The 21,758-nt window shown below is 44.4% G+C and carries 24 protein-coding genes and 1 tRNA gene; 9 read left to right on the forward strand and 16 right to left on the reverse strand.

Translation table 11 applies throughout. The features are described 5' to 3' along the window. Nucleotides 1–84 precede the first annotated feature (84 nt). Entirely contained in the window at nucleotides 85–399 is a 315-nt protein-coding gene (locus DW996_RS06945) for a relaxasome subunit MobC (RefSeq protein WP_118327425.1), read from the reverse strand. A gap of 146 nt (nucleotides 400–545) precedes the next feature. After that, the gene (locus DW996_RS06950; protein WP_118327424.1) at nucleotides 546–776 is read right to left on the reverse strand and encodes a helix-turn-helix domain-containing protein; all 231 of its coding nucleotides are present in this window, start codon (nucleotides 774–776) and stop codon (nucleotides 546–548) included. A gap of 173 nt (nucleotides 777–949) precedes the next feature. On the opposite strand from DW996_RS06950, the gene DW996_RS06955 reads away from it, so the two are divergent. From DW996_RS06955 to DW996_RS12995, 3 genes are all read left to right on the forward strand, one after another. Further along, on the forward strand, nucleotides 950–1,579 hold the full coding sequence (locus DW996_RS06955; RefSeq protein WP_118535256.1) for a helix-turn-helix domain-containing protein: 630 nt from the start codon (nucleotides 950–952) through the stop codon (nucleotides 1,577–1,579). A gap of 86 nt (nucleotides 1,580–1,665) precedes the next feature. Further along, complete coding sequence (locus DW996_RS06960; RefSeq protein WP_118326635.1) at nucleotides 1,666–2,961, forward strand: tyrosine-type recombinase/integrase; 1,296 nt, start codon at nucleotides 1,666–1,668, stop codon at nucleotides 2,959–2,961. Nucleotides 2,962–3,546: 585 nt separating this feature from the next. Further along, nucleotides 3,547–3,723 (forward strand): hypothetical protein, encoded by a 177-nt coding sequence (locus DW996_RS12995; protein WP_158575247.1) that lies wholly within the window; start codon nucleotides 3,547–3,549, stop codon nucleotides 3,721–3,723. Nucleotides 3,724–3,843: 120 nt separating this feature from the next. Here the strand turns inward: DW996_RS12995 and DW996_RS06965 are convergent, their stop codons facing one another. The 12 genes from DW996_RS06965 to thyA all read right to left on the reverse strand — a co-directional run bounded on the left by DW996_RS06965 (nucleotide 3,844) and on the right by thyA (nucleotide 16,594). Then, a complete protein-coding gene (locus tag DW996_RS06965) occupies nucleotides 3,844–4,689 on the reverse strand; it encodes an Mrp/NBP35 family ATP-binding protein (protein WP_118535257.1) in 846 nt (281 codons plus the stop codon). 19 nt (nucleotides 4,690–4,708) lie between these two features. Beyond that, nucleotides 4,709–5,788 (reverse strand): S-methyl-5-thioribose-1-phosphate isomerase, encoded by a 1,080-nt coding sequence (gene mtnA, locus DW996_RS06970; protein WP_118535258.1) that lies wholly within the window; start codon nucleotides 5,786–5,788, stop codon nucleotides 4,709–4,711. A gap of 184 nt (nucleotides 5,789–5,972) precedes the next feature. Continuing rightward, nucleotides 5,973–7,016, reverse strand: coding sequence for an electron transfer flavoprotein subunit alpha/FixB family protein (locus DW996_RS06975; protein ID WP_118281782.1), 1,044 nt, complete (start codon nucleotides 7,014–7,016; stop codon nucleotides 5,973–5,975). 24 nt (nucleotides 7,017–7,040) lie between these two features. Next, a complete protein-coding gene (locus DW996_RS06980; RefSeq protein ID WP_118281781.1) occupies nucleotides 7,041–7,823 on the reverse strand; it encodes an electron transfer flavoprotein subunit beta/FixA family protein in 783 nt (260 codons plus the stop codon). A gap of 20 nt (nucleotides 7,824–7,843) precedes the next feature. After that, nucleotides 7,844–8,998: an acyl-CoA dehydrogenase gene (locus DW996_RS06985; protein ID WP_118281887.1), complete on the reverse strand. Its 1,155-nt coding sequence runs from the start codon at nucleotides 8,996–8,998 to the stop codon at nucleotides 7,844–7,846. 80 nt (nucleotides 8,999–9,078) lie between these two features. Beyond that, on the reverse strand, nucleotides 9,079–9,951 hold the full coding sequence (locus tag DW996_RS06990) for a 3-hydroxyacyl-CoA dehydrogenase family protein (RefSeq protein WP_118535259.1): 873 nt from the start codon (nucleotides 9,949–9,951) through the stop codon (nucleotides 9,079–9,081). Nucleotides 9,952–9,986: 35 nt separating this feature from the next. Next, nucleotides 9,987–11,174 (reverse strand): acetyl-CoA C-acetyltransferase, encoded by a 1,188-nt coding sequence (locus tag DW996_RS06995; RefSeq protein ID WP_118281779.1) that lies wholly within the window; start codon nucleotides 11,172–11,174, stop codon nucleotides 9,987–9,989. 492 nt (nucleotides 11,175–11,666) lie between these two features. Further along, on the reverse strand, nucleotides 11,667–12,968 hold the full coding sequence (locus DW996_RS07005; RefSeq protein ID WP_158575249.1) for a cell wall hydrolase: 1,302 nt from the start codon (nucleotides 12,966–12,968) through the stop codon (nucleotides 11,667–11,669). 14 nt (nucleotides 12,969–12,982) lie between these two features. Beyond that, the gene (gene ilvN / locus DW996_RS07010; protein ID WP_118281885.1) at nucleotides 12,983–13,498 is read right to left on the reverse strand and encodes an acetolactate synthase small subunit; all 516 of its coding nucleotides are present in this window, start codon (nucleotides 13,496–13,498) and stop codon (nucleotides 12,983–12,985) included. 18 nt (nucleotides 13,499–13,516) lie between these two features. Continuing rightward, nucleotides 13,517–15,238, reverse strand: a complete 1,722-nt coding sequence (gene ilvB, locus DW996_RS07015) for a biosynthetic-type acetolactate synthase large subunit (protein WP_118535262.1) — start codon at nucleotides 15,236–15,238, stop codon at nucleotides 13,517–13,519. A 7-nt stretch (nucleotides 15,239–15,245) separates the two neighbouring features. Beyond that, entirely contained in the window at nucleotides 15,246–15,734 is a 489-nt protein-coding gene (locus DW996_RS07020; protein ID WP_118281773.1) for a dihydrofolate reductase, read from the reverse strand. An 11-nt stretch (nucleotides 15,735–15,745) separates the two neighbouring features. Next, the gene (gene thyA / locus DW996_RS07025) at nucleotides 15,746–16,594 is read right to left on the reverse strand and encodes a thymidylate synthase (RefSeq protein WP_118281772.1); all 849 of its coding nucleotides are present in this window, start codon (nucleotides 16,592–16,594) and stop codon (nucleotides 15,746–15,748) included. 175 nt (nucleotides 16,595–16,769) lie between these two features. Here thyA and DW996_RS07030 point away from each other — a divergent pair, with 175 nt between their 5' ends. From DW996_RS07030 to DW996_RS07050, 5 genes are all read left to right on the forward strand, one after another. Further along, complete coding sequence (locus tag DW996_RS07030) at nucleotides 16,770–17,012, forward strand: hypothetical protein (RefSeq protein WP_118281771.1); 243 nt, start codon at nucleotides 16,770–16,772, stop codon at nucleotides 17,010–17,012. 168 nt (nucleotides 17,013–17,180) lie between these two features. Continuing rightward, nucleotides 17,181–17,567, forward strand: coding sequence for a GntR family transcriptional regulator (locus DW996_RS07035; RefSeq protein WP_118281770.1), 387 nt, complete (start codon nucleotides 17,181–17,183; stop codon nucleotides 17,565–17,567). After that, the gene (locus tag DW996_RS07040) at nucleotides 17,551–18,366 is read left to right on the forward strand and encodes an ABC transporter ATP-binding protein (protein WP_330428822.1); all 816 of its coding nucleotides are present in this window, start codon (nucleotides 17,551–17,553) and stop codon (nucleotides 18,364–18,366) included. The genes DW996_RS07035 and DW996_RS07040 overlap by 17 nt, the downstream gene beginning before the upstream one ends. Nucleotides 18,367–18,423: 57 nt before the next feature. Beyond that, nucleotides 18,424–19,773 carry a hypothetical protein gene (locus DW996_RS07045; protein ID WP_118535263.1) on the forward strand — a complete coding sequence of 450 codons (1,350 nt, stop codon included), beginning with the start codon at nucleotides 18,424–18,426 and terminating at the stop codon, nucleotides 19,771–19,773. Further along, entirely contained in the window at nucleotides 19,731–20,426 is a 696-nt protein-coding gene (locus tag DW996_RS07050) for a hypothetical protein (protein WP_118535264.1), read from the forward strand. Before DW996_RS07045 ends, DW996_RS07050 begins: the two co-directional genes overlap by 43 nt. Before the next feature lie 132 nt (nucleotides 20,427–20,558). On the opposite strand, the gene DW996_RS07055 is transcribed toward DW996_RS07050, so the two are convergent. After that, a tRNA-Gly gene (locus DW996_RS07055) sits at nucleotides 20,559–20,631 on the reverse strand. Between the two features lie 137 nt (nucleotides 20,632–20,768). Here DW996_RS07055 and DW996_RS07060 point away from each other — a divergent pair. Continuing rightward, nucleotides 20,769–21,203 carry an FMN-binding protein gene (locus tag DW996_RS07060; RefSeq protein ID WP_118281767.1) on the forward strand — a complete coding sequence of 145 codons (435 nt, stop codon included), beginning with the start codon at nucleotides 20,769–20,771 and terminating at the stop codon, nucleotides 21,201–21,203. Here the strand turns inward: DW996_RS07060 and DW996_RS07065 are convergent. Further along, the gene (locus DW996_RS07065) at nucleotides 21,200–21,742 is read right to left on the reverse strand and encodes a histidine phosphatase family protein (protein ID WP_118535265.1); all 543 of its coding nucleotides are present in this window, start codon (nucleotides 21,740–21,742) and stop codon (nucleotides 21,200–21,202) included. The two genes, DW996_RS07060 and DW996_RS07065, sit on opposite strands and share 4 nt — an antisense overlap. Between the last annotated feature and the right edge of the window lie 16 nt (nucleotides 21,743–21,758).

Consider the following 21,758-nt stretch of genomic DNA (forward strand, 5'->3'; position numbering starts at 1 on the left):
TTATAAGGACGACCTCTGGTTGTCCATAAGTGCGCCCTTCATTCAAAGGCAATGAAGGGAATGGAAACCCCACTCCCTCCGCCATTACACTTCCTCCATGTCTGTAACTGGTTCTTTCTGCATCGCTTTTGAGAAAAACTTCCCGTTTGTTTCCTGCCTTTTTAAGAAGCCGATCAGTTTTGGTAAATCTTCCTCCTCAATCGGACAGCCAAGAACCGATTCCACCGCACCGCCAATCTGACAGAGCCTGTGGGTTCGTTTTTTACTTTCCTCGGCTTTCTTTCGTTTTTCCAGTTCCTTTCGCTGTGCAATGAGCTTTTTGGTAGCTTCGATGCTTTCCTGTTCCTTTTTCTCTAATGCAAGTATTCTTTCTTCATAAGTCTTTGTTGATTTCGCCATATCGTCTTCATCCTCTCTTTTTTCTGATAAACATTAGTTCCCGGTTGCATATCAGGAGAAGCACATGGTATAATCCTCTTGCGTGTAGGTATATCATGGCTTCGGTCTGATAGAACCTTTGGCGGTTTCGCAAGAAGCCGCCTTTTTTAAATTGTCACATTTCTTGTGACAGCTTTTACATTCCCTTTATCCCTCAGGTCACACCCCTCGTTGGCTTCCATGAACATTTCCAGAATGTCAGTTTTAATAAGGACTTTTCTTCCAACCTTTAATACCGGAAGTTTCTTCCATTCAACCAGCTTTCTCAAAGTGTTTCTGCCAATCCCTGTATAGTCGGCTGCTTCCTCGATGGATAATGCAATCTTTCTTTCCGTCATCTCGTCACCTCCTTGCAAATTGCATTATGCAATTTTATTGTGCTGTTAGTATAACGGTTTTATGTCGTGTTGTCAAGCATTATGAAATTTTAAAAATAATTATTATGTTGCATATTGCAATTATGTAAGGTACATGCTATAATTCATACATACCGAAAAAGGAGGCAATCAGCATGAAAGATAAAGAACCACGCAAGCTGATAGGCAGCAGGGCAAAACAGCGTCGTCTGGAATTAAATCTGACACAGCCTTATGTTGCAGAGAAGATGGGAGTTACAGCTTCCACCATCCTGCGTTATGAGAATGGTTCGATTGACAATACCAAAAAGATGGTGCTGGAAGGTCTTTCGGAAGCACTTCATGTATCTATTGAATGGCTCAGAGGGGAAACCGATGAATACGAAACCGATATTACGGATAAGAAAGAATTACAGATTCGTGATGCAATGGGCGATATTCTCAAACAGTTACCTCTCGACCTTAGTAAAAAGGAAGATGCTTTTTCCAAAGATTTACTGCTGTTGATGTTAAAGCAATATAACCTGTTTCTGGAATCATTCCAGTTTGCCTGCAAGAATTACAAGGGCAACACGAATGAAGCTGATATTGCAAAAGTAATGGGGTTTGAATCGAATGATGAATATAATGAAATTATGTTTCTCCGGGAGATCACCCATACTGTTAATGCCTTTAATGACATGGCAGATATTGTAAGGCTCTATTCCAAGAAACCAGAAATGGCAGAACAAAGGCTTGCAAATCTTTTATCAGAAGTTTTGTATGAGGATTCTGAATCGGTATAGTAAGATAATCGGAGTTATGATATACTTACACGCAAGAAGCATTTCATCAGTTCCGATTGTCCGATGTCGAAAGGAGACATACAATTATGGCAAAAGGATCTGTAAGAAAAAAAGGAAAGAAATGGTACTACCGCTTCTATGTAGAAGATGCAAGCGGCAATCTGGTTCAGAAAGAATACGCTGGAACAGAAAGTAAAAGTGAAACGGAAAAAATGCTCCGTCAGGCAATGGATGATTACGAAAGCAAGAAATTTGTCGCAAAGACAGATAATCTTACTGTAGGAGAACTTCTTGATATGTGGGCGGAAGAAGAACTGAAAGTCGGAACACTCAGCAATGGTACAGTGGAAAATTATCTTGGTGCAATCCGTTGTATCCAGAAACATCCGATTGCAGAACGCAAATTAAAAACCGTTACTGCTGAACATTTACAGACATTTCTCGATCTGCTTACATTCGGTGGGGAATTTCCAGATGGAAAAGTGAGAAAAGGATACAGTAAAGATTACATCCATTCCTTTTCAGCAGTATTACAGCAGGCTTTCCGGTTTGCAGTATTTCCAAAACAGTTGATTACTTTTAATCCTATGCAGTATATTAAGCTGAAAAAACAGGCAGAGGATGTGGATTTATTCTCAGATGATGAGGTAGAAGAAGGCATACAGCCTATTTCCCATGAAGATTATGAGAGACTGATAGAATACCTCAAAGTAAAGAATCCACCTGCAATCCTGCCAATCCAGATCGCATACTATGCGGGACTTCGTATCGGTGAAGTTTGCGGATTGACATGGCAGGACATCAATCTTGAAGAACAATGCCTGACCATTAAAAGAAGTATCCGCTATGATGGCACAAAACATAAAAACATCATCGGACCAACCAAGCGAAAGAAAGTAAGGATTGTTGATTTTGGCAATACTCTGACCGAAATACTGAAAACCGCCAGAAAAGAACAGCTTAAAAGCCGGATGCAGTATGGTGAACTTTACCACCGCAATTTCTACAAGGAAGTACAGGACAAAAACAGAGTGTATTATGAATATTATCATCTGGACGGAACCGAAGAAATCCCGGCAGATTACAAGGAAATCTCCTTTGTCTGCTTGAGACCAGACGGATGTCTGGAACTTCCAAGCACACTCAGCATTGCCTGCCGGTCAGTTGCGAAACGACTGGACGGATTTGAGAATTTCCATTTCCACCAGTTGCGACACACCTACACAAGCAACCTCCTCTCAAACGGAGCTGCCCCAAAAGATGTGCAGGAACTGTTAGGACACTCTGATGTCAGTACCACAATGAATGTCTACGCCCACTCTACAAGAAAGGCAAAGCGGAACTCCGCCAGACTTCTTGATAAAGTGGCAGGCAACGACTAAATAAAAAATTCCCTTATTTCCCTTGCTGATTCCGCATAAGGGCAAAAATAAGGGAAAATACATATCATTTCACTATTTAAGGGGCTGGAAAGCCCGTAAAATAAGGAAAGTTCAAGAAATCTCTCCACAAATTTCGATTTGTATAACAGCAGTCTAACACACGTTGTTTAAAAATACTACAGCCAAGCCAATGTCTGTAATTTGCCCTAAAATTTCATTTTATGGAATTTGGACTACTTGACTTTCTAATTACATACGCAATTCGTGAAATGTATAATTATACTGTTGATACATCAGACACACAAATGTAAATAGGGACTAGAAAAATAAGATTTCTCTTATCTACGATGATGTTGGCAATTTTCAACATCACATTCGTTTCTTTCTTCTCCATGTCCACCTCTCCTCAGCATGTTTTTCTACGATAGTTTCTATTGCCTATGCAATCTCCTGCAAGTTTCCCTGGATCTCCATCGGCTTGTAATGTGGAGCATCTGCGATACCCTTTACACTGCCGTCCTCGGCGATCTCAACCTTTCCACAGAACACCATCAGGCGGAGAACATTGTTGATCTGAGTACAAATATGTTCTTAAAATTTATTACCTTTATCGAAGACCAGCATTTTTCGCCCAACAATGTATCCAGCCATCTTTTTTCCACCCTCATGCCTATGCTGACGGAAGATATCCAGTCCAACTTAGAGGGCAGTCTGACTGTTTTTGAAGAAAAAACGGTGCACTTCCCGTGCACCGTTACGTGATTTATAATTATTGCGCTGGTGGAATCATCCAACTTTCCAAATCCTGGTTCCTACATCCGGAGACCATGAGCAAGGAAGATCTCTTTGCCCAGTATCATACTATGATCTCCTTATTCTTTGCTACAATTTCTCCAGAACTGTCTTTGCCTCTGTAAGATAGTCATTCTCTACTGCATAGATTTCACCTGCGTCTGCTGCCTTGGCAAATTTCTGATCCATTGGAAGTTTACCGAGAACGGAAATACCGAGTTCTTTTGCGACATCCTCAATATGACTATCGCCATAAATATGAATCTCTTCATCGCAGTTTGGACATTTTACATAACTGTAGTTTTCAACAACACCAAGTACCGGAACGTCCATCATTCCTGCCATGTTATAAGCTTTCTTTACGATCATCTGTACCAATTCCTGTGGAGATGTCACAATCACAATACCATCTACCGGAAGTGACTGGAATACCGTAAGTGGAACATCACCTGTTCCAGGTGGCATATCAACAAACAAATAATCCACATCGCCCCACTGTACATCTGTCCAGAACTGCTTTACTGCACCTGCAATAACAGGTCCTCTCCAGATTACCGGCTGTTCTTCATCCTCTAAAAGAAGATTAATAGACATAATCTTTGTTCCATCTTCTGCTTCAATTGGGAATGTACCATTATCATCACCAATGGCCGGGCCGTGTACACCAAACATCTTTGGAATTGATGGACCTGTGATATCTGCATCCAAAATTCCTACCTTATATCCAGCTTTTGCCATCATAGATGCCAGTGAAGATGTCACAAAAGATTTACCTACGCCACCTTTACCACTGACAATACCAATCACATGTTTAATACGTGCATTTGGGTTTGTTTCTACCTCAAATGGATTTTTTTTGTTTGCTGATGCACAGCCGGCACAACTTTCTTTTGAACAAGTAGATGCACTAGCGCATCCTTTCTTTTCTTCTGCCATAATACTAATTTCCTCCCTTTTATACGCGTTTTTGCTTATTATCCATAATTGCTTTTAAAGACTCTGTATACGGAGTTCGTGCAACCCCATATTCTGTCACAATGCCTGCAATCAATTCATGGTCTGTCACATCGAATGCCGGATTAAAGATTTTAACATTTTCCGGTGCCATGCGCTTTTCATACCACATTTCTGCAATTTCTTCCGGTTTACGTTCCTCAATGACAATATCATCTCCCGTGGCGGTTGCCATATCAATCGTAGATGTCGGTGCACAAATATATACCGGAACATTGTACTGCTTAGCCACAGCGGCAACAACAGATGTACCAATTTTATTTGCTGTGTCACCGTTGGCAGCGACACGATCACACCCTACAAATACAGCATTCACCCAGCCGTTTTTCATAACCATTGCTGACATATTATCACAAATCAGTGTTGTATCCACACCAGATTCCTGCAATTCAAATGCAGTCAATCGTGCCCCTTGTAAAAGAGGTCTTGTTTCATCGCAAAATACATGCAAATGATAATCATTTTCTTCTGCCAGATAAATCGGTGCAGTTGCCGTACCATAACGTACTGCAGCAAGTTTTCCTGCATTACAGTGTGTCAGGATGCCATCGCCCGGCGAAATCAGTTCCATACCATATTCACCAATCTTGTGACATACGGCAATGTCCTCGTCGCGAATGACCATTGCCTCCTGATGCAATGCGTCAACGATGGCAGGAATATCCTCATTTGCATGGGCTGTCACCACACCTTCCATACGCTTTAGTGCCCAGGATAGATTGACTGCTGTCGGTCTGGATGAATCAAGATATTCCTTGTCCCGACAAAATGCAGCATAAAATGCATCATAGTCATCCACCTCATAACGCGACGCTAAGACATACATACCAATGGCTGCCGCAACACCGATCGCCGGTGCCCCTCTGACCTGTAAAAGATAAATAGCATCCCAGATCTCCTTTGCCTTTGTCAGCGAAAGCATCTGGATCTGCCCCGGCAACTTGGTCTGATCAATGATCACGAGAGCCTTGTTTGCCTCATCCAATGAGACTGTATCGATTTCTGTAATTTTACCACCCATCTCATTTATCCCCCTATTATTATCAACACCTATATTGTACTGAATTTACCCGAAATATACAAATGTGTTCCTCGGAAAGTGCAAAGCCGGGTAAGTGTGCACGGGCACCTTCTCCGACGCAAAAACGAGCCGATCGCATGATCGACTCGTCTTTTGAAAATAAGAAATGATGGGAAAGCAATTATTATGCTAACTCAGCCTTTAAAGCCTCTGTCAGCGCTGGTACGATCTTCTTGAGATCACCGACAATACCATAGTCAGCAACATCAAAGATCGGTGCATCTGCATCCTTATTGATCGCAATAATGATGTCAGATTCTTCCATGCCGGCAACATGCTGGATTGCTCCGGAAATACCGATTGCGAAATATACATTCGGACGAACTGTCTTTCCTGTCTGTCCTACCTGATAATCCTGTGCCAACCAGCCATTTTCAACAACAGCACGTGAGCAGGATACCATACCACCAAGAACATCTGCCAGATCCTTTAACATCTGGAAGTTCTCAGCACTGCCAACACCACGTCCGCCGGATACTAAGATCTTGGCATCCATGATATTTTCAACGGTTCCAACTGCCTTTACGATATCCTGGATCTCAACATACTTGTTGTTCTTGGTAAATCCAGGGTTGTAATTGATAACTTCTGCCTTTGCACCCTTGATCGGCTCGATCTTCTGCATAACACCAGGACGAACGGTTGCCATCTGTGGACGATTGTCCGGGCAGGCGATCGTTGCGATCGTATTTCCACCAAATGCAGGTCTTGTCATAAGTAACTGACCATGCTTTTGTGTATCCTCTTTTCCTTCCGGAACAGAAAGTGGGAAGTCACCGATCTCAAGCATGGTACAGTCTGCGGTAAGACCTGTCTTTACTCTTGCTGAAACGGTAGGTCCCAGATCACGTCCGATGGCAGTTGCTCCAACCAACATGATCTCCGGCTTATACTCATTGATAACAGAAGCAAGTGCATGTGCATATGGTTCTGTTCTGTATGTTTCAAGTTCCGGATCATCTACAACGATTACCTTGTCTGCACCATACTCAGCCAAAGAATCAACGAGATTTCCTACATTGTGTCCCAAAAGAACTGCCGTTACATCTGTTCCAAGATCAGCAGCCAGTTCTTTTGCCTTTCCGATCAATTCAAAGGCAATGGAACTAATTTCATTATCTACCTGTTGTGCGTAAATAAATACGCCCTTATATTCTTCTAATGCCATTTTATTCACCGTTTTCCTTCCAAATTAGATTACATGTTTCTCTTTTAATTTGTCCATGATATAAGATACGGATTCAGATGGATCTAATGTAACTTTCTCACCTGCGCCCTTGCGTACCTTGTCAGATGCCTTAGCGATCTTGGTAGGTGATCCCTTTAATCCAAGGTCAGAATCATCAACATCCTTTAAGTCTGCACGTCCCCATACGGTAACTTCTTTGTCATAGGCATCGAAGATTCCGCCAGGAGTCATATATCTTGGTGTATTTAATTCAGAAAGGGCGGTTACCAGACATGGCATCTGTGCCTTTAAGATATGGTATCTGTCTTCATACTGACGCTTAACAATAACAGAGTCTCCTTCTACCTTGATATCTTCTGCATAGGAGATAACCGGGATTCCCAAGTGCTCTGCAATCTGTGGTCCAACCTGTGCAGTATCACCATCGATTGCCTGACGACCTGTGATGATAAGATCATAGTCAATGTTTCTCAGTGCACCGGCAATGGTTGTAGATGTAGCCCATGTATCGGCTCCACCAAGTACTCTGTCTGTAACAAGGATCGCATTGTCTGCTCCCATAGCCAATGCCTCACGAAGTACGTCATCTGCCTTTGGAAGACCCATGGTAAGAACGGTAACTTCTGCACCGATCTCGTCTTTGATTCGAAGTGCTGCCTCTAAGCCGGCTTTGTCATCCGGGTTCATAATGGCAAGCATTGCTGCTCTATCAAGTGTTCCGTCCGGGTTGAACTTTACGCCGCCCTTTGTATCAGGAACCTGTTTAATACATACTACGATTTTCATGTATTCATTTCCTCCTATTTCTATTTCAGTAATGCACCAGAGATAACCATACGCTGAACTTCTGAAGTTCCTTCATAGATCTCAGTGATCTTGGCATCTCTCATCATACGCTCTACATCATATTCACGGATATAACCATATCCACCAAAGAGTTGAACAACCTCGGTTGTAACAGCCATTGCTGTTTCAGCAGCAAAAAGTTTTGCCTTAGCAGCCTCTACAGAGTAAACCTTCTGGTTTGCCTTTGCCATAGCGGCTCTGTAAACCAAAAACTGTGCAGCCTCAACACGGGTAGCCATATCAGCCAGTTTGAACTGTGTATTCTGCTGCTGGGCGATAGAACGACCAAACTGCTTTCTTTCCTTTGTATAAGCGATCGCACGATCCAATGCGCCCTCTGCAATACCAAGAGCCTGTGCGGCGATACCGATACGTCCGCCATCCAGAGTATGCATAGCGATCGGGAAGCCCTTGCCTTCCGGTCCAAGTAATGCGTCCTTTGGAATTCTGCAATCTTCAAAGATCAATTCATATGTAGATGAACCGCGGATACCCATCTTCTTTTCCTTTGTTCCGAAGGAGAATCCAGGTGCTCCCTTTTCTACGATAAATGCAGAGAAGTTCTTTTTCTTTCTGCCTCTCTTGTCTTCTGTCACACTTGTGATAGCGATAACAATGTAAACGTCTGCGACTTTACCATTTGTGATAAAGCACTTAGATCCGTTTAATACCCACTCATCGCCATCAAGAACAGCCTTTGTCTGTGCCCCTTGTGCATCTGTACCGGCACCCGGCTCTGTAAGAGCAAATGCACCAAGTTTCTCACCGGTTGCCAAAGGCTTTACATATTTCTGCTTCTGTTCTTCGGTTCCGTATGTCATGATCGGGTCGATGCAAAGTGATGTATGTGCAGAAACGATAACACCTGTGGTTGCACATACCTTTGACAATTCCTCTACACACATAACATAGGTCAAAGGATCACATCCCTGTCCGCCGTATTCCTTTGGTACCGGGATTCCCATAAATCCACTCTTTGCCATCTTTGCAACAGTTTCAGCAGGGAACTGCTCTGTCTCGTCAACTTCCTGTGCAAGAGGCTTTACTTCTGTCTCAGCGAACTCTTTAAATAAAGTACGCGCCATTTCATGTTTCTTATCTAAACCGAAATCCATGATCTTCATTCCTCCGTCTTTCATAAATAATATTCGATGATGTGCCCCGCCTGCATGGACGGGGCTTTAAAATCCTAATCTTACTGTGCGTCTACCGGTGTCTTGGTACGGTCTGCATTGTAAACATAGAAGCCTTTACCACTCTTTACACCTAAGTTTCCACCACGAACCATCTTGCGGATGAGTGGGCATGCACGATACTTACTGTCGCCTGTTTCCTTATAAAGAACATCCATGATAGCAAGGCAGATATCCAAACCAACGAAATCTCCCAACTCCAAAGGGCCCATTGGATGATTTGCGCCAAGTTTCATAGCGGCATCAATACCTGCGATATCAGATACACCTTCCATCTTGATAAATGCTGCTTCGTTGATCATTGGGATCAGGATACGGTTTACAACGAATCCTGCTGCTTCATTTACCTGAACAGGAGTCTTGCCGATCTCCTCTGCGATCTTCTTGATGGCATCTACAGTCTCAGCCGGTGTGTTCACACCTGCGATAACCTCGATCAGTTTCATACGGTCTGCCGGGTTGAAGAAATGCATACCAACCATAGGACGAGTCAGACCATTGCCGATCTCTGTGATAGAAAGACTGGATGTGTTTGATGCAAAGATACATTCCGGCTTTGCGATCTTATCCAACTCTGCAAATGTTGTCTTCTTAACGTTCATATCTTCGAAAGCTGCCTCTACGATCAAATCGCAGTCTTTGCAAAGATCTTCCTTTAATCCAGGAGTGATCTTAGCAAGGATAGCATCTACGGCTTCCTGTGTTAATTTTCCTTTTTCTACCAGACGGGCATAGCCTTTTTCGATCTTAGCCTTTCCGCTTTCAGCCCATTCCTGCTTGATATCGCAAAGTGCGACTTCATATCCATCGACCTGGGCAAATGCCTTTGCAATGCCCTGTCCCATTGTTCCTGCTCCAATAACACCAACCTTCATGTTAGCACCTCCGTAAAATATACTTTTAAAAATTTTTATTCATATTTTTCAACGATTGTTGAGCAGCCCATGCCACCACCGATACAAAGTGTAGCAAGACCTCTCTTAGAATCTCTCTTTTGCATTTCATGTAATAGGGTAACAAGGATACGGCAGCCGGATGCTCCAACCGGATGTCCCAGTGCGATCGCACCACCGTTTACATTTACCTTGCTCATATCAAAGTTCAGATCTCTTGCAACTGCGATTGACTGTGCTGCAAATGCTTCGTTTGCTTCGATCAGATCCATATCATCAATGGTAAGTCCTGTCTTAGCAAGAACTTTCTTTGTAGAAGCAACAGGGCCAACACCCATGATCTCCGGCGCAACACCGCCAAGTGCTCCTGCAACCCACGTAGCCATTGGTGTAACACCAAGTTCTTTTGCTTTTTCCTCGCTCATAACAACGATTGCTGCTGCACCATCGTTGATACCGGAAGCATTACCTGCTGTAACAAGTCCGCCTTCCTTACCTGAGCAGCAACGCAACTTAGAAAGTGATTCCGGTGTTGTACCAGGTCTTGGACCTTCATCCTTAACGAAATCAACCATTTCCTTCTTAACCTTAACCGGTACAGGAACGATCTCGTCATCAAACTTGCCCTCTGCGATAGCCTTTTCACATTTCTGCTGGCTGTTTGCTGAGAATGCATCAAGTTCTTCTCTTGTAATGCCATATTTATCACAAACGTTCTCTGCTGTGATCATCATATGATAATGATTGAATGCATCTGTCAAAGCATCATTTACCATAGTATCAATGATCGTTGCATTGTTCATACGATATCCGAAACGAGCCTTTGTCATAGCGTAAGGAGCCATTGACATATTCTCCATACCACCTGCTACAACGATATCAGCCTCTCCTGCCATGATCATGGTTGCTGCATCATTTACACATTTCAGACCGGATCCGCAAACAACGTTGATCGTGATTGCCGGAACCTCGATCGGAAGTCCTGCCTTGATCGCTGCCTGACGTGCTACGTTCTGCCCCTGTGCAGCCTGGATAACACATCCCATCTTAACTTCGTCTACCATCTCTGGTTTTACACCTGCACGATTTAATGCTTCCTTAATAACAATAGCACCAAGATCTGCTGCTGGTGTGTTGCTGAGTGCTCCCCCCATTTTTCCGATTGCAGTACGACATGCACCTGCTAAAACGACTTTCTTTCCCATGTTCTTTCTCCTTTTTATTTCTTATTTGCTGCTTTTCTTTTTTTACCATTCGTTATTTTTTTAACAAGCGAAAGTAAAAAAAAGAAAACAGCGTTTCCGCATGAACTTATAGTAGCACAAAATTATTCTTCATGCAAGCCAACTTTTTTACACTTGCGGCTTGCAAAATAAAATTGTCAGAATATTCACAAGTTTTTCGCCACATACTTTTTTGACCTGTTTCTTATCTTTGTTAAAAAATTATCAATATATGGGGGTTTGGGAAATTGGGTAGTTATTTGTAATGGTGAAATCAGGGGTTGAATTGTGTTTGCGCAAGACATAATTTGCAGAATTTTCAGAATTTTTATCTTTAATTTTTTTATGTGATTATGGCAAAAAATAAAAAGAACCGCCGACAAGGATATGATACCTCCAAAGTAGACAGGTTAAATAACCAAAATCTGCTTTGGAGGTATCATATCCTTGTCGGCGGTTCTTTTCATCTAATATCTAATTTGCTCCCCAATTTCTAAAGAACGCATGATTTCCAATCATAGTATATCCCGTGATGCCGTAATAATCAGCCCACTTCTTGGTCATGAAAAAGAGCCAGTCGCCCGACCGGTAGCCATTCAAAACCTGTCTGGCGGCATTGGTGCAGGATTCATTCGGTCCACGCTCCAGGATCAGGGCTAGATGCCCGTCTCGTACCGGCTGGAACTGGTTGGTCTGATAAATGACCCCCGATAAGGTATTCGGGAACAGGGAACTCTTGACTCGGTTCATAATAACGGTTCCGACTGCCAACTGTCCTGCATAGGACTCGCCTCCGGCTTCTGCCTGGATGATCGCAGCCATCAGTTTCAAGTCAGCATCCGAATAAGAGATCGAGCCACCGGTATTTTCCGTAGGAATCTGCGGTGTATTGCCCGCAGCTCCTGCATTACCTGCATCGGATCCATCACTGCCGTCTCCACCTGTAGCTCCCCCTTGCTGCTGTTGTTGCTGTTGCTGCTGCAGGATCTGCTGTGCCAGGGCTGCCTGCGCTGCTGCTGCCTCTCCCTCTAATGCTGTCTCATTGTCCCGGAACTCTTGGATCTTGGCATTGTATTCTTCCACGGACATCTGTGCCGCTGACACCTCGCCCTTCTTGGCACTGTAGGCATTGCCGGCATCATTGACCAGATCGTCAAGTTCATCCTGCTTTGCAGAAAGCGTATCATTATAGGCAGAAAGTTCTGTCTTTTTATCACTAAGTGCTGCCGACTTTTCCTTGATGGTCTCCTGCAACTTTGCATAGGAGTTCATCATCTTTCGGTCATAGGAAGTGATAGAGGACACATACTCGGCTCTCTGCAAAAATTCTACCATGGAGCCACTCTCCAGAAGGGTGGTCAAAAGCGACTGGGATCCGTTCTCATACATGTATTGGATACGGGTCTTCATCCCCTCATACTGTTCAGCCTCTGCCGCCTCTGCCTCAGCCAGTTCCTTTTCCAACTGACTAATGCTGGCATTGGCAGATTCGATTGCATTTTGTGTATCCGTGATCTCCTGGTTGACGCTCTGCAAACGCTTGTTATATGAGTTATAGGTCGCGCCAAGATCATCTGCCTCGTCCTGAAGATCGTCAACAACTTTCTGTGCATCGTTCTTCTGGCTCTCTGCCTCGTCCTTTTTCTTTTTGTTTTCTAATTGTTCCTGTCTGATCTCCTCCAGAGACTTAGCGTAGACATTGCCTATGCCCCCTGCGCTCCACATCACGCAAAAACACAAGAAAAAAACCAGACACTTTTTCCAAAGTTTTTTCATATCAAACCTCATCTTTATCGGCAGGATGTAGAGATTGCCTCGATCGCAACCGCACCGCCCCGCACGATCTCAACCTTGCTCTTGAACTGCTTTTTCAAAAGTGTGATCAGATCGTCATTTCTGTGGTCTGTCAGCGTACATTCCAAAAGTACACTGTCCTCGCCGATGTCCGCCACTTTAACATTGCCATTGTTGACGTTGAAGACCTGCGCGATTCGAAAGACTTCTTCCTTGCCCTCATTGTCAAGCCCCTTGACCTTGGCATAAAGGATCTCTTTCATGTGCAAAGGCACATGCGTCAGATCGATCACCTTGATGACTTCCACCATGCAGTTTAACTGCTTTTTGATCTGTTCAAAGGTGATGTCATCACTGGTAACACAGATAGTCATGCGCGAGACATCTTCATGCTCGGTCGTGCCAACGGTAAGACTTTGTAAGTTATAGCACTTTGCAGAAAAAAGACCGGACACCTTCGCCAGAACGCCCACCTGATTTTCTACATAGAGTGCAATCCATCGATTTTTCATTCCCATATCTGACACCTCCTACTTCAAAATCATTTCGCTCATAGGATTACCGCTCTTTACCATAGGAAGAACAATCTCCTCTGTTGCAATCATAAACTCTATCACCGTAGGTGCATCTGTCCGCTCTTTTGCCTCAGCCAGCGCCGCTTTTGCCTCCTCCAAAGAAGTCACGCGCTGTCCATGCGCCCCATAACTCTCAGCCCATTTCACAAAATCCGGGACATATGGCGGGCACGCTTCATTCGGTCCCTTGCAACCGTCCGGACATCCGATCTGTCGGCGCAGACAGGTGATCTCATAACGCTTGCCATAGAACAACTGCTGCATCTGGCGCACCATGCCCAGATAATTATTATTCAAAATACAGATGGTCAGTGGCACTTTTTCGCAAATAGCGGTCGCCATTTCCTGCATGTTCATCTGCATGCCGCCGTCTCCCGTAATACAGACAACATCCTTGTCCGGTGCTCCGATCTTGGCGCCCACTGCTGCCGGGAAACCAAACCCCATCGTTCCGAGACCACCGGAAGTGATCATCTGCTTGCCTCTCGGCATGGTAATATACTGCGTTGCCCACATCTGGTGCTGTCCGACATCCGTCACGACAATTCCCTGGGGGAAAGTATCGTTGATGGCTTCCATGATCATCTGTGGCGAAAGTCCATGGTCTCGTCGCATTTCCAGCGGATTTTCTTCCTGCCACATGCCAATCTTCGCCAGCCACTTGTCCGTATTCTTGGCTTCTGCCCATTCCACCAGACGTTCCAGCGCGATCTTGGCATCCGAAACGACCGGCACATCCACAACGACATTTCGTGAAATAGAAGATGCATCAATATCCAGATGTACGATCTTTGCCTTTGGTGCAAATTCGTTCAGATCGCCCGTGATCCTGTCGTTGAACCTTGTGCCAACCGAGAAGAGAACATCGCATTCGCTGACCGCCATATTTGCGGCATATCTGCCATGCATACCGCTGTTCCCCACATATAAAGGATGGTCTGTTGGGATGGCTCCCTTGCCCATAACGGTCGTGACAACCGGTATATGCATCTTTTCCGCAAAGGTCGTCAAAAGTTCCTGTGCCCCTGAGATATTAACACCGCCGCCTGCTAAAAGCAAAGGCTGCTTGGCTGATTTTAAGATCTTGTATGCCTTTTTCAACTGCCCGATATGTACGGTCTCATTTGGCTTGTAGCCGCGGATATCCACATGATCCGGATATCCTGCCGGTCCGTTCTGGGTCTGGATATCCTTTGGGATATCGATCAATACCGGACCCGGCTTGCCGGAACTTGCGATCTGAAATGCCATCTTTATGATCCTTCCCAGATCCTTGCGGTCACGCACGGTCACACCATATTTTACAATGCTTCTCGTCATACCAACTATATCAACTTCCTGAAAGGCATCGTTTCCGATCAGGCTCTGCGGCACCTGACCGGTAAAGATGACAAGCGGAATACTGTCGTAATGTGCATCTGCGATACCGGTAATCGTATTGGTTGCCCCCGGTCCACTGGTCACCAGACATACACCGACGCGTCCTGTTGCTCTAGCGTATCCTTCTGCCTCATGGATCAGCGCCTGCTCATGGCGAGGCAAAACAACATGGATTGAATCCTGCTTGTACAACTCATCCACAATATCGGTTACCATTCCGCCCGGATAAGCAAAAATAGTATCTACGCCTTCTTCCTGTAATGCTTTTACAAATAGTTTTCTTCCCGTGATGTCCATATTATGATCAACCTCTCTTATATATCTGATAGGTGTAGATTACATCAAAGTAAGTCTGCTCCTCGCTCTCCTCAGTCATCGACCATGCCGGATCTTTTTCCAGATTTGGCAAATGTGCGTCGGCTTCATAGGCATAATCGATCTTTGTGATATAGGCTGTATCGCAAAGATCCAGCATCTGCCGGTAAATACTGTCTCCACCGATCACATAAATATCCTCGGAATTATATTTTTGCAATTCTTCCTGCAATTCGTCCATGGAATGTACGATCACAGCTCCTTTGACCTCATAATTTGGATTTGCCGTCAATACAATATTGATGCGGTCTTTGAGGGGTGCCTGATTTGGAAAACTCTCTAAAGTCTTTCGTCCCATGACAACGACATTTCCTGTTGTCATCTGACGGAAACGCTTCATATCCTGCGGGATACGGATCAAAAGTTCGTTGTTCTTGCCAATAGCCCAATTATTGTCTGCTGATGCGATGATGTTCATATATCTACTCCTTATACTGCAATCGGTATGTTCTTGATCTGTGGTCCGGTAACATAATCATCTAAACGGATGTCATCCTCGGTAAAGGCATAAAAATCCTTGATCTCCGGATTCAGCCAGAACTTTGGTGCCGGATGCTGCTCTCTGGTGATCAGTTCCTGCACGAGTGGAATATGTCTGTCGTAAATATGTGCATCTGCGATCACATGTACAAGTTCTCCCACTTCCATATCACACACCTGTGCCAACATATGCATAAGCACGGCATACTGACATACATTCCAGTTGTTGGCTGCCAAAACATCCTGTGAACGCTGGTTTAAAATTGCATTTAAAACCAATTTGTCTGTTCCCGGTCTTGTCGTCACGTTAAATGTCATCGAATATGCACAAGGATATAAATGCATCTCTGACAGATCCTGATGTACATAAATATTTGTCATGATACGACGTGAAAAAGGATTGTTTTTCAGATCATAAATCACGCGGTCTACCTGATCCATCATACCTTCTTTATACTTATGCTTTACCCCCATCTGATAACCATAAGCCTTGCCGATTGAGCCTGTCTCATCTGCCCATTCATCCCAGACACTACTCTTGAGGTCATGGATATTGTTGGACTTTTTCTGCCAGATCCAGAGCATCTCATTGGTACAACTTTTGATGGCTGTTCTGCGCAGGGTGATGGCAGGAAACTCCTTGGATAGGTCATAACGATTGACCACGCCAAACTTCTTGATCGTATAAGCGCTGGTGCCGTCCTCCCATTTCGGGCGCACCTTCTCTCCTTCGGTGCTAATTCCATTCGTAATGATATCATTACACATATCTACAAAAATCTGATCTGCTAGACTCACTTGTCATTTCCTCCCATCTTTATGTCAAATCATATATCATTTCAATCAATGTATAGCAATGCCATATTATTATTTATTGTAGCGAATTTATCCCAGGAGCGCAACAAAAGAAGTTGCCTTTTGTCGCAAAAAGGATTATATTTATAGAAGAAATTAATCGAAGGAGTAAGACAGAATGAGCCAGGAAAAAGTTGACTTACGCAAAGAACAGAAACACAACCGTAAGAAGATCCTCAAAAAGCAAAAGATGGAACACATCCTTCTTGCTGTAGGCGGTATTGTTGTGGCAGTCGCTATCGTTGTATGGGCAGGATTTTCTGCACACACAAAATACGAGGAGAAAAAGGCTGAAACCCCTACTTATTACAGTGTAGATACCTCAGATCTGACAGAGTATCTTTCTTCTTTGCAAGACTAGTTCATATACATACTGATACAAGACATACAGGCACTTCACAAATTCATGTTGTGAAGTGTTTTTTTATGCATTTTTCACAGGCTATTGACATATCCTAGCAAAGCGTGTTATAAGTGTACTAGTACAACTAATACAGTTTCAGAAATGGTAAAGGTGGTGATTCCTTTTATGATTCAACTAAACTATCGGGACTCCAAGCCCATCTACGAACAGATCAAGGATGGCTTAAAGCGTCTCGTGATCACCGGAGCGATTGCTACCGATGAAAAACTTCCCTCCGTGCGCGAACTTGCAAGCCAGTTGGCGATCAATCCCAACACCATCGCCAAGGCGTTCCGTGAATTGGAGCAGGAAGGTTACATCTACACGATCACAGGCCGTGGCAGTTTTGCCGCAGACAGAAAAGATATTTCAGCCGGGAGGAATGACGAATTGCTAAAAAAATTTGACGAGATCGTAAAAGAACTTCTCTTCTTAAGCGAAGACAAGGAGCAATTAAAAGAACGCATTGAAGTGCTGGCAAAAGGGGGTGGCAAAGATGATTCAGATCAATAATGTTTCCAAATCTTTCCATGGCACACAAGCCCTCGACCATTTGCAGATGCATGTACCTAAGGGTGCCATCTATGGTCTGGTCGGTCCCAACGGTGCCGGAAAGTCCACTATCATCCGTCATATCGTCGGTGCCTACCGCCCAGACGAAGGCGAGATCCTCATTGACGGTGAAAGCATCCGGGAAAATGCGTCTATCAAAGAAAAAATTGCCTACATCCCAGATGAGATCTTTTATTTTTCGCAAGCGACCACGCTTGATATGATGCATTACTACAAGGGCTTATATCCGAGTTTTGACGAGCAGTATTTTTATAAGATCTGCAAGTGTTTTCCTATGTTAAACCTCAAGAAACCTATCCGGTCTTTTTCCAAGGGTACCATCAAGCAGGTGGCATTTGTTCTGGCTCTGTCCATCCATCCTGCCCTGCTCGTTTTGGATGAACCGGTCGATGGCTTGGATCCGGTCATGCGCCGACAGATCTGGAGCCTGATCATGGGCGAAGTTGCTGATCGTGGAACGACCGTACTCGTCTCCTCACACAATCTGCGTGAGTTGGAAGACGTCTGCGATCACATCGGCATCCTAAGCCATGGCCATATCATATTGGAACGCTCTTTAGACAATTTACAGAGCAGTGTCACCAAAGTGCAGGTTGCCTTTGACGGCGATCTTCCACCAATCCCGGAGGGACTGCAGGTTTTACATTCCGTGACCAACGGGCGTGTTTCTACCCTGATCTTAAAAGGTCAGCCACGGGAGGCGCAGGAAAAATGGCAGCCTTGCATCCACTGCTTTTAGATGTTCTTCCTCTGAGCCTGGAAGAAATCTTTATCTATGAAATGGAAGGAGAACATTATGAAGTCAAAAACATCCTTTTTTAACAAGACCATATACAAGAAAAATCTGACTCGCTTTGTGGCTTTTCCGCTTCTTTACTTTGCATTTCTTTTTATCAGTATGTCCTGCAATATGCTCGTAAACCGCCTGAATATGCAAAAGTCCCCGGACGCCTATATCCAGACCCTAAAAACACATCAGGATTTGTATGAAGGGGTGATGAACGGAAATGTACCAATCTTTGTTGCTATTTACATGATCTTAGTGACCTTGGCTGTCTTTTCCTATTTATACCAAAGACGGTCCTGCAACATGATGCATGCTTTCCCGGTCAACCGTAAGATCATGTTTTCAACCGGTATTGCTTCTATTTTGACGCTTACTCTCCTGCCGCAACTGGCAGTAACCCTGATCAATACCATCCTCTATCTTGTCTTTGGTGCCGGAAGTCTGGTATGGATTCCATGGTATTGGATGCTTTGCATGATTGCTTATGATCTATGCTTTTTAGGCATAGCCCTGTTTACCGCCATGATCAGTGGACAGTTGATTACAAATTTCATCTTCTACTGGATCTTCAATTTTATGTTTATGGCGGCTGAGGTCGTGATCCGCGTGCTTTTATCCTTCCTTTGTTTCGGTGTTTATTCTTCGGATATTTTCCGGAACAAACTGCTCTGTATGACGCCGTCAGCCTATCTGCCGCATCATACCGGAATTTATATCAATGATGCCACCTACCGGATCTATCATATCCTGCCGGAGGCTCTGCCTACCCTGCTGGTCTATGCCTTAGTCGGCATTGGGCTTTCCGGACTCGCTTACCTGCTTTACCAGCATAAAGCCTTGGAAACCTGTGGTGATTTTATCGCAGTGCCATTTATGAAACCGGTATTTACACTGGGTATGACCTTTTTCGCCTCATTATTGGCAACCGTCGGCATCGTTTATGCCTTAACCAATCTCCTTCCCGAGAATGAGACGGTATTTTTTATCAGCATCACGATCCTATGTCTCGGCATCGGTGTGATCCTTTATTTCATAATACAGATGCTGATTGACCGAACCAGACATGTATGGAAAAGGCGGTACATGAAATACTGCTGCATTTACACCGGCGTCATTTTCGCCTTCCTGCTCTGCGTGCGTTTTGATGTATTTGGTATCGAAAGACAGGTTCCGACAGCATCCGATGTTTTTGAAGTAGACATGACGATGGGAGAGACCACCTATGCTCTTACAGATGCCGATGAGATTGCGGATTTCATTTCGATCCACAAAGAGATCATAAATGAAAAAGAAGAACTTTTAGATTATTCCAGACATTGCAGCGAGCCTTATGGATTTTTGGATATTTCCTACCATTAAAAGACGGCAGTTCACTGAGCCGTTCTTACCGTCTGCCGGATTATGCCGGCAAGTCCGAAGCATATCAGAATACCTGTCAAAAACTCCTGTCACTCTTTAACGACAAGGATGCCATCTTGACCCATGGTATTTCAAAAAACTATGCAGAACTTCAGGCAGAGGATGTGACTTTTTATCCTTTTGACGCCCCGGACGATGGATCTGAAGAAAAGACTTATACGAATGCCCAGTTGCAAAATCTCTATGAGGCATTTGTGCAGGATATTAAGGAAGGCAACTACAAGATCACAGATCTGGACGCCAGCGCACCATGCTACTCGGATTCCTTCGATCTTGTCCTAAGATCCCCGGAACCGATCCTGTTGGATCGCACCAAGTATTCCTTCTACTACACCGGTCGTTCTTCCTTAAGTTTATCTGCAAACTACGTTAGCGTCACCGGCGCCCTGTCTCCGGTATCCAAAATGGCGGTCGCTGAGGAGACCAAGGAAGCCGTTGCCGCATATGGAGATATGACCGCACATTTATATATCCAACCGACACCGGACTGCACCCATACCTTGCAGGCGATGATCGACATGGGCATGATCACAAACACCGATGATCTGACCCTATCCACAGCAGGGGAAGTCTATATGTTTACTGATGAGTAAAATATAAGTTACCATAATATAAGAAAAACCATCTTCGCGACCGCACTAAGCGGGGCGAGATGGTTTTTCTTTGTCTTAACAATCTCCTTATTACGCAAAAAAGGAACGAATCAAATTCGTTCCTCATATAAGAGCGACAGACGGGACTCGAACCCGCGACTTCCTCCTTGGCAAGGAGGTGCTCTACCAACTGAGCCACTGTCGCATTTACTATGTTGTGTCCTCTCCGTGACGACAAAAATTATTATATATAACCTTATATTGTTTGTCAACAAAAAAATTAGAATTTTTTTAATTTTTTTTCATATACTCTACTAGACACCGAAAACTGGGGGAATTATCGTGAGCAAGAAAACCAAAATCGTCGTATTTCATCTGAAAGAATTAATATATACTGCGGTATTTGCCGGTCTTGGCGTACTGCTTGTCATTCTCTTATGCTGGATGTTTTCCAGCCACGAGAAACCGGAGCCTGTGCAGGAAACCATCTACATGCCCGGCGTATATACTGCCGGATTTACCATGAACGACAGTGCCATCGAAGTCCAGGTCGTTGTCGATTCCAACCATATCAATGACATTTCCTTTGTCAATCTGGAGGAGTCCGTTGCAACCATGTACCCACTCATGCAGCCGGCGCTAAGTAACATCAGCCAGCAGATCTATGAGTCACAGTCTCTGGACAATATTACATACGAAGCCAACAACCAGTACACGACCGAGGTCCTTATGATGGCGATCGAGGATGCCCTCGACCATGCCAAAATAAAACCTTAGTCAAAATCAAATCTTGTCAGGCTGCAATTTTTCACGCCATATGAGGCATACTCCTCATTTGTCATATCGTGAAAATACGAACAGACCACGCGGGCAATGCCATTATGAGCAACGAGCATATAGGTCTTATCCGCCTCTTTGCCCAATTCATCCAAAAGATTGTAAATGCGCTGGGCTAACTGCAGCATAGACTCCCCGCCCTCGTGGCGGCATACAAACTGCTTTTTTGCCTCAAAGAAGTCCGCAGCATTTCTTGGCGAAGTTCCTTCCCATTTGCCGAAATTCTGTTCCACCAGACGCGGTTCCATGCGCATAGGCACACCTGTCATCTCCGAAATATGCCGCGCCGTCTCCGCAGCCCGGCTCAGCGGCGAATACAGGATCTCATCTGTGACAATCCCTGCTTTGGCGATCTTCTGCCCGGTCGCAATTGCCTGCGCATGCCCCAGGTCTGTCAAGGCTACATCCGTCTGCCCGCAGATACGGTCTGCAACATTCCATTCACTCTCTCCATGTCTCACAAAATAAATTGGATGCATTCTATGTCCTCCTGTG

It is taken from the genome of Roseburia sp. AM51-8, from assembly GCF_003478275.1.
GTDB lineage: Bacteria > Bacillota > Clostridia > Lachnospirales > Lachnospiraceae > Pararoseburia > Pararoseburia lenta.

Bases quoted from the DNA above. Each gene is read 5' to 3' on its own strand.
- DW996_RS07005 (WP_158575249.1), bottom strand. From the start codon at position 12,968: ATGAAAAAACTTTGGAAAAAGTGTCTGGTTTTTTTCTTGTGTTTTTGC.
- DW996_RS07045 (WP_118535263.1), top strand. From the start codon at position 18,424: ATGAAGTCAAAAACATCCTTTTTTAACAAGACCATATACAAGAAAAAT.
- DW996_RS06985 (WP_118281887.1), bottom strand. From the start codon at position 8,998: ATGGATTTCGGTTTAGATAAGAAACATGAAATGGCGCGTACTTTATTT.
- DW996_RS07040 (WP_330428822.1), top strand. From the start codon at position 17,551: ATGATTCAGATCAATAATGTTTCCAAATCTTTCCATGGCACACAAGCC.
- DW996_RS06980 (WP_118281781.1), bottom strand. From the start codon at position 7,823: ATGAAAATCGTAGTATGTATTAAACAGGTTCCTGATACAAAGGGCGGC.
- ilvB (WP_118535262.1), bottom strand. From the start codon at position 15,238: ATGGACATCACGGGAAGAAAACTATTTGTAAAAGCATTACAGGAAGAA.
- DW996_RS06965 (WP_118535257.1), bottom strand. From the start codon at position 4,689: ATGGCAGAAGAAAAGAAAGGATGCGCTAGTGCATCTACTTGTTCAAAA.
- DW996_RS07030 (WP_118281771.1), top strand. From the start codon at position 16,770: ATGAGCCAGGAAAAAGTTGACTTACGCAAAGAACAGAAACACAACCGT.
- DW996_RS06955 (WP_118535256.1), top strand. From the start codon at position 950: ATGAAAGATAAAGAACCACGCAAGCTGATAGGCAGCAGGGCAAAACAG.
- DW996_RS07020 (WP_118281773.1), bottom strand. From the start codon at position 15,734: ATGAACATCATCGCATCAGCAGACAATAATTGGGCTATTGGCAAGAAC.
- DW996_RS07065 (WP_118535265.1), bottom strand. From the start codon at position 21,742: ATGCATCCAATTTATTTTGTGAGACATGGAGAGAGTGAATGGAATGTT.
- DW996_RS06995 (WP_118281779.1), bottom strand. From the start codon at position 11,174: ATGGGAAAGAAAGTCGTTTTAGCAGGTGCATGTCGTACTGCAATCGGA.
- ilvN (WP_118281885.1), bottom strand. From the start codon at position 13,498: ATGAAAAATCGATGGATTGCACTCTATGTAGAAAATCAGGTGGGCGTT.
- DW996_RS12995 (WP_158575247.1), top strand. From the start codon at position 3,547: ATGTTCTTAAAATTTATTACCTTTATCGAAGACCAGCATTTTTCGCCC.
- DW996_RS06990 (WP_118535259.1), bottom strand. From the start codon at position 9,951: ATGAAGGTTGGTGTTATTGGAGCAGGAACAATGGGACAGGGCATTGCA.
- DW996_RS07035 (WP_118281770.1), top strand. From the start codon at position 17,181: ATGATTCAACTAAACTATCGGGACTCCAAGCCCATCTACGAACAGATC.
- DW996_RS06960 (WP_118326635.1), top strand. From the start codon at position 1,666: ATGGCAAAAGGATCTGTAAGAAAAAAAGGAAAGAAATGGTACTACCGC.
- DW996_RS06950 (WP_118327424.1), bottom strand. From the start codon at position 776: ATGACGGAAAGAAAGATTGCATTATCCATCGAGGAAGCAGCCGACTAT.
- mtnA (WP_118535258.1), bottom strand. From the start codon at position 5,788: ATGGGTGGTAAAATTACAGAAATCGATACAGTCTCATTGGATGAGGCA.
- DW996_RS06975 (WP_118281782.1), bottom strand. From the start codon at position 7,016: ATGGCATTAGAAGAATATAAGGGCGTATTTATTTACGCACAACAGGTA.
- DW996_RS06945 (WP_118327425.1), bottom strand. From the start codon at position 399: ATGGCGAAATCAACAAAGACTTATGAAGAAAGAATACTTGCATTAGAG.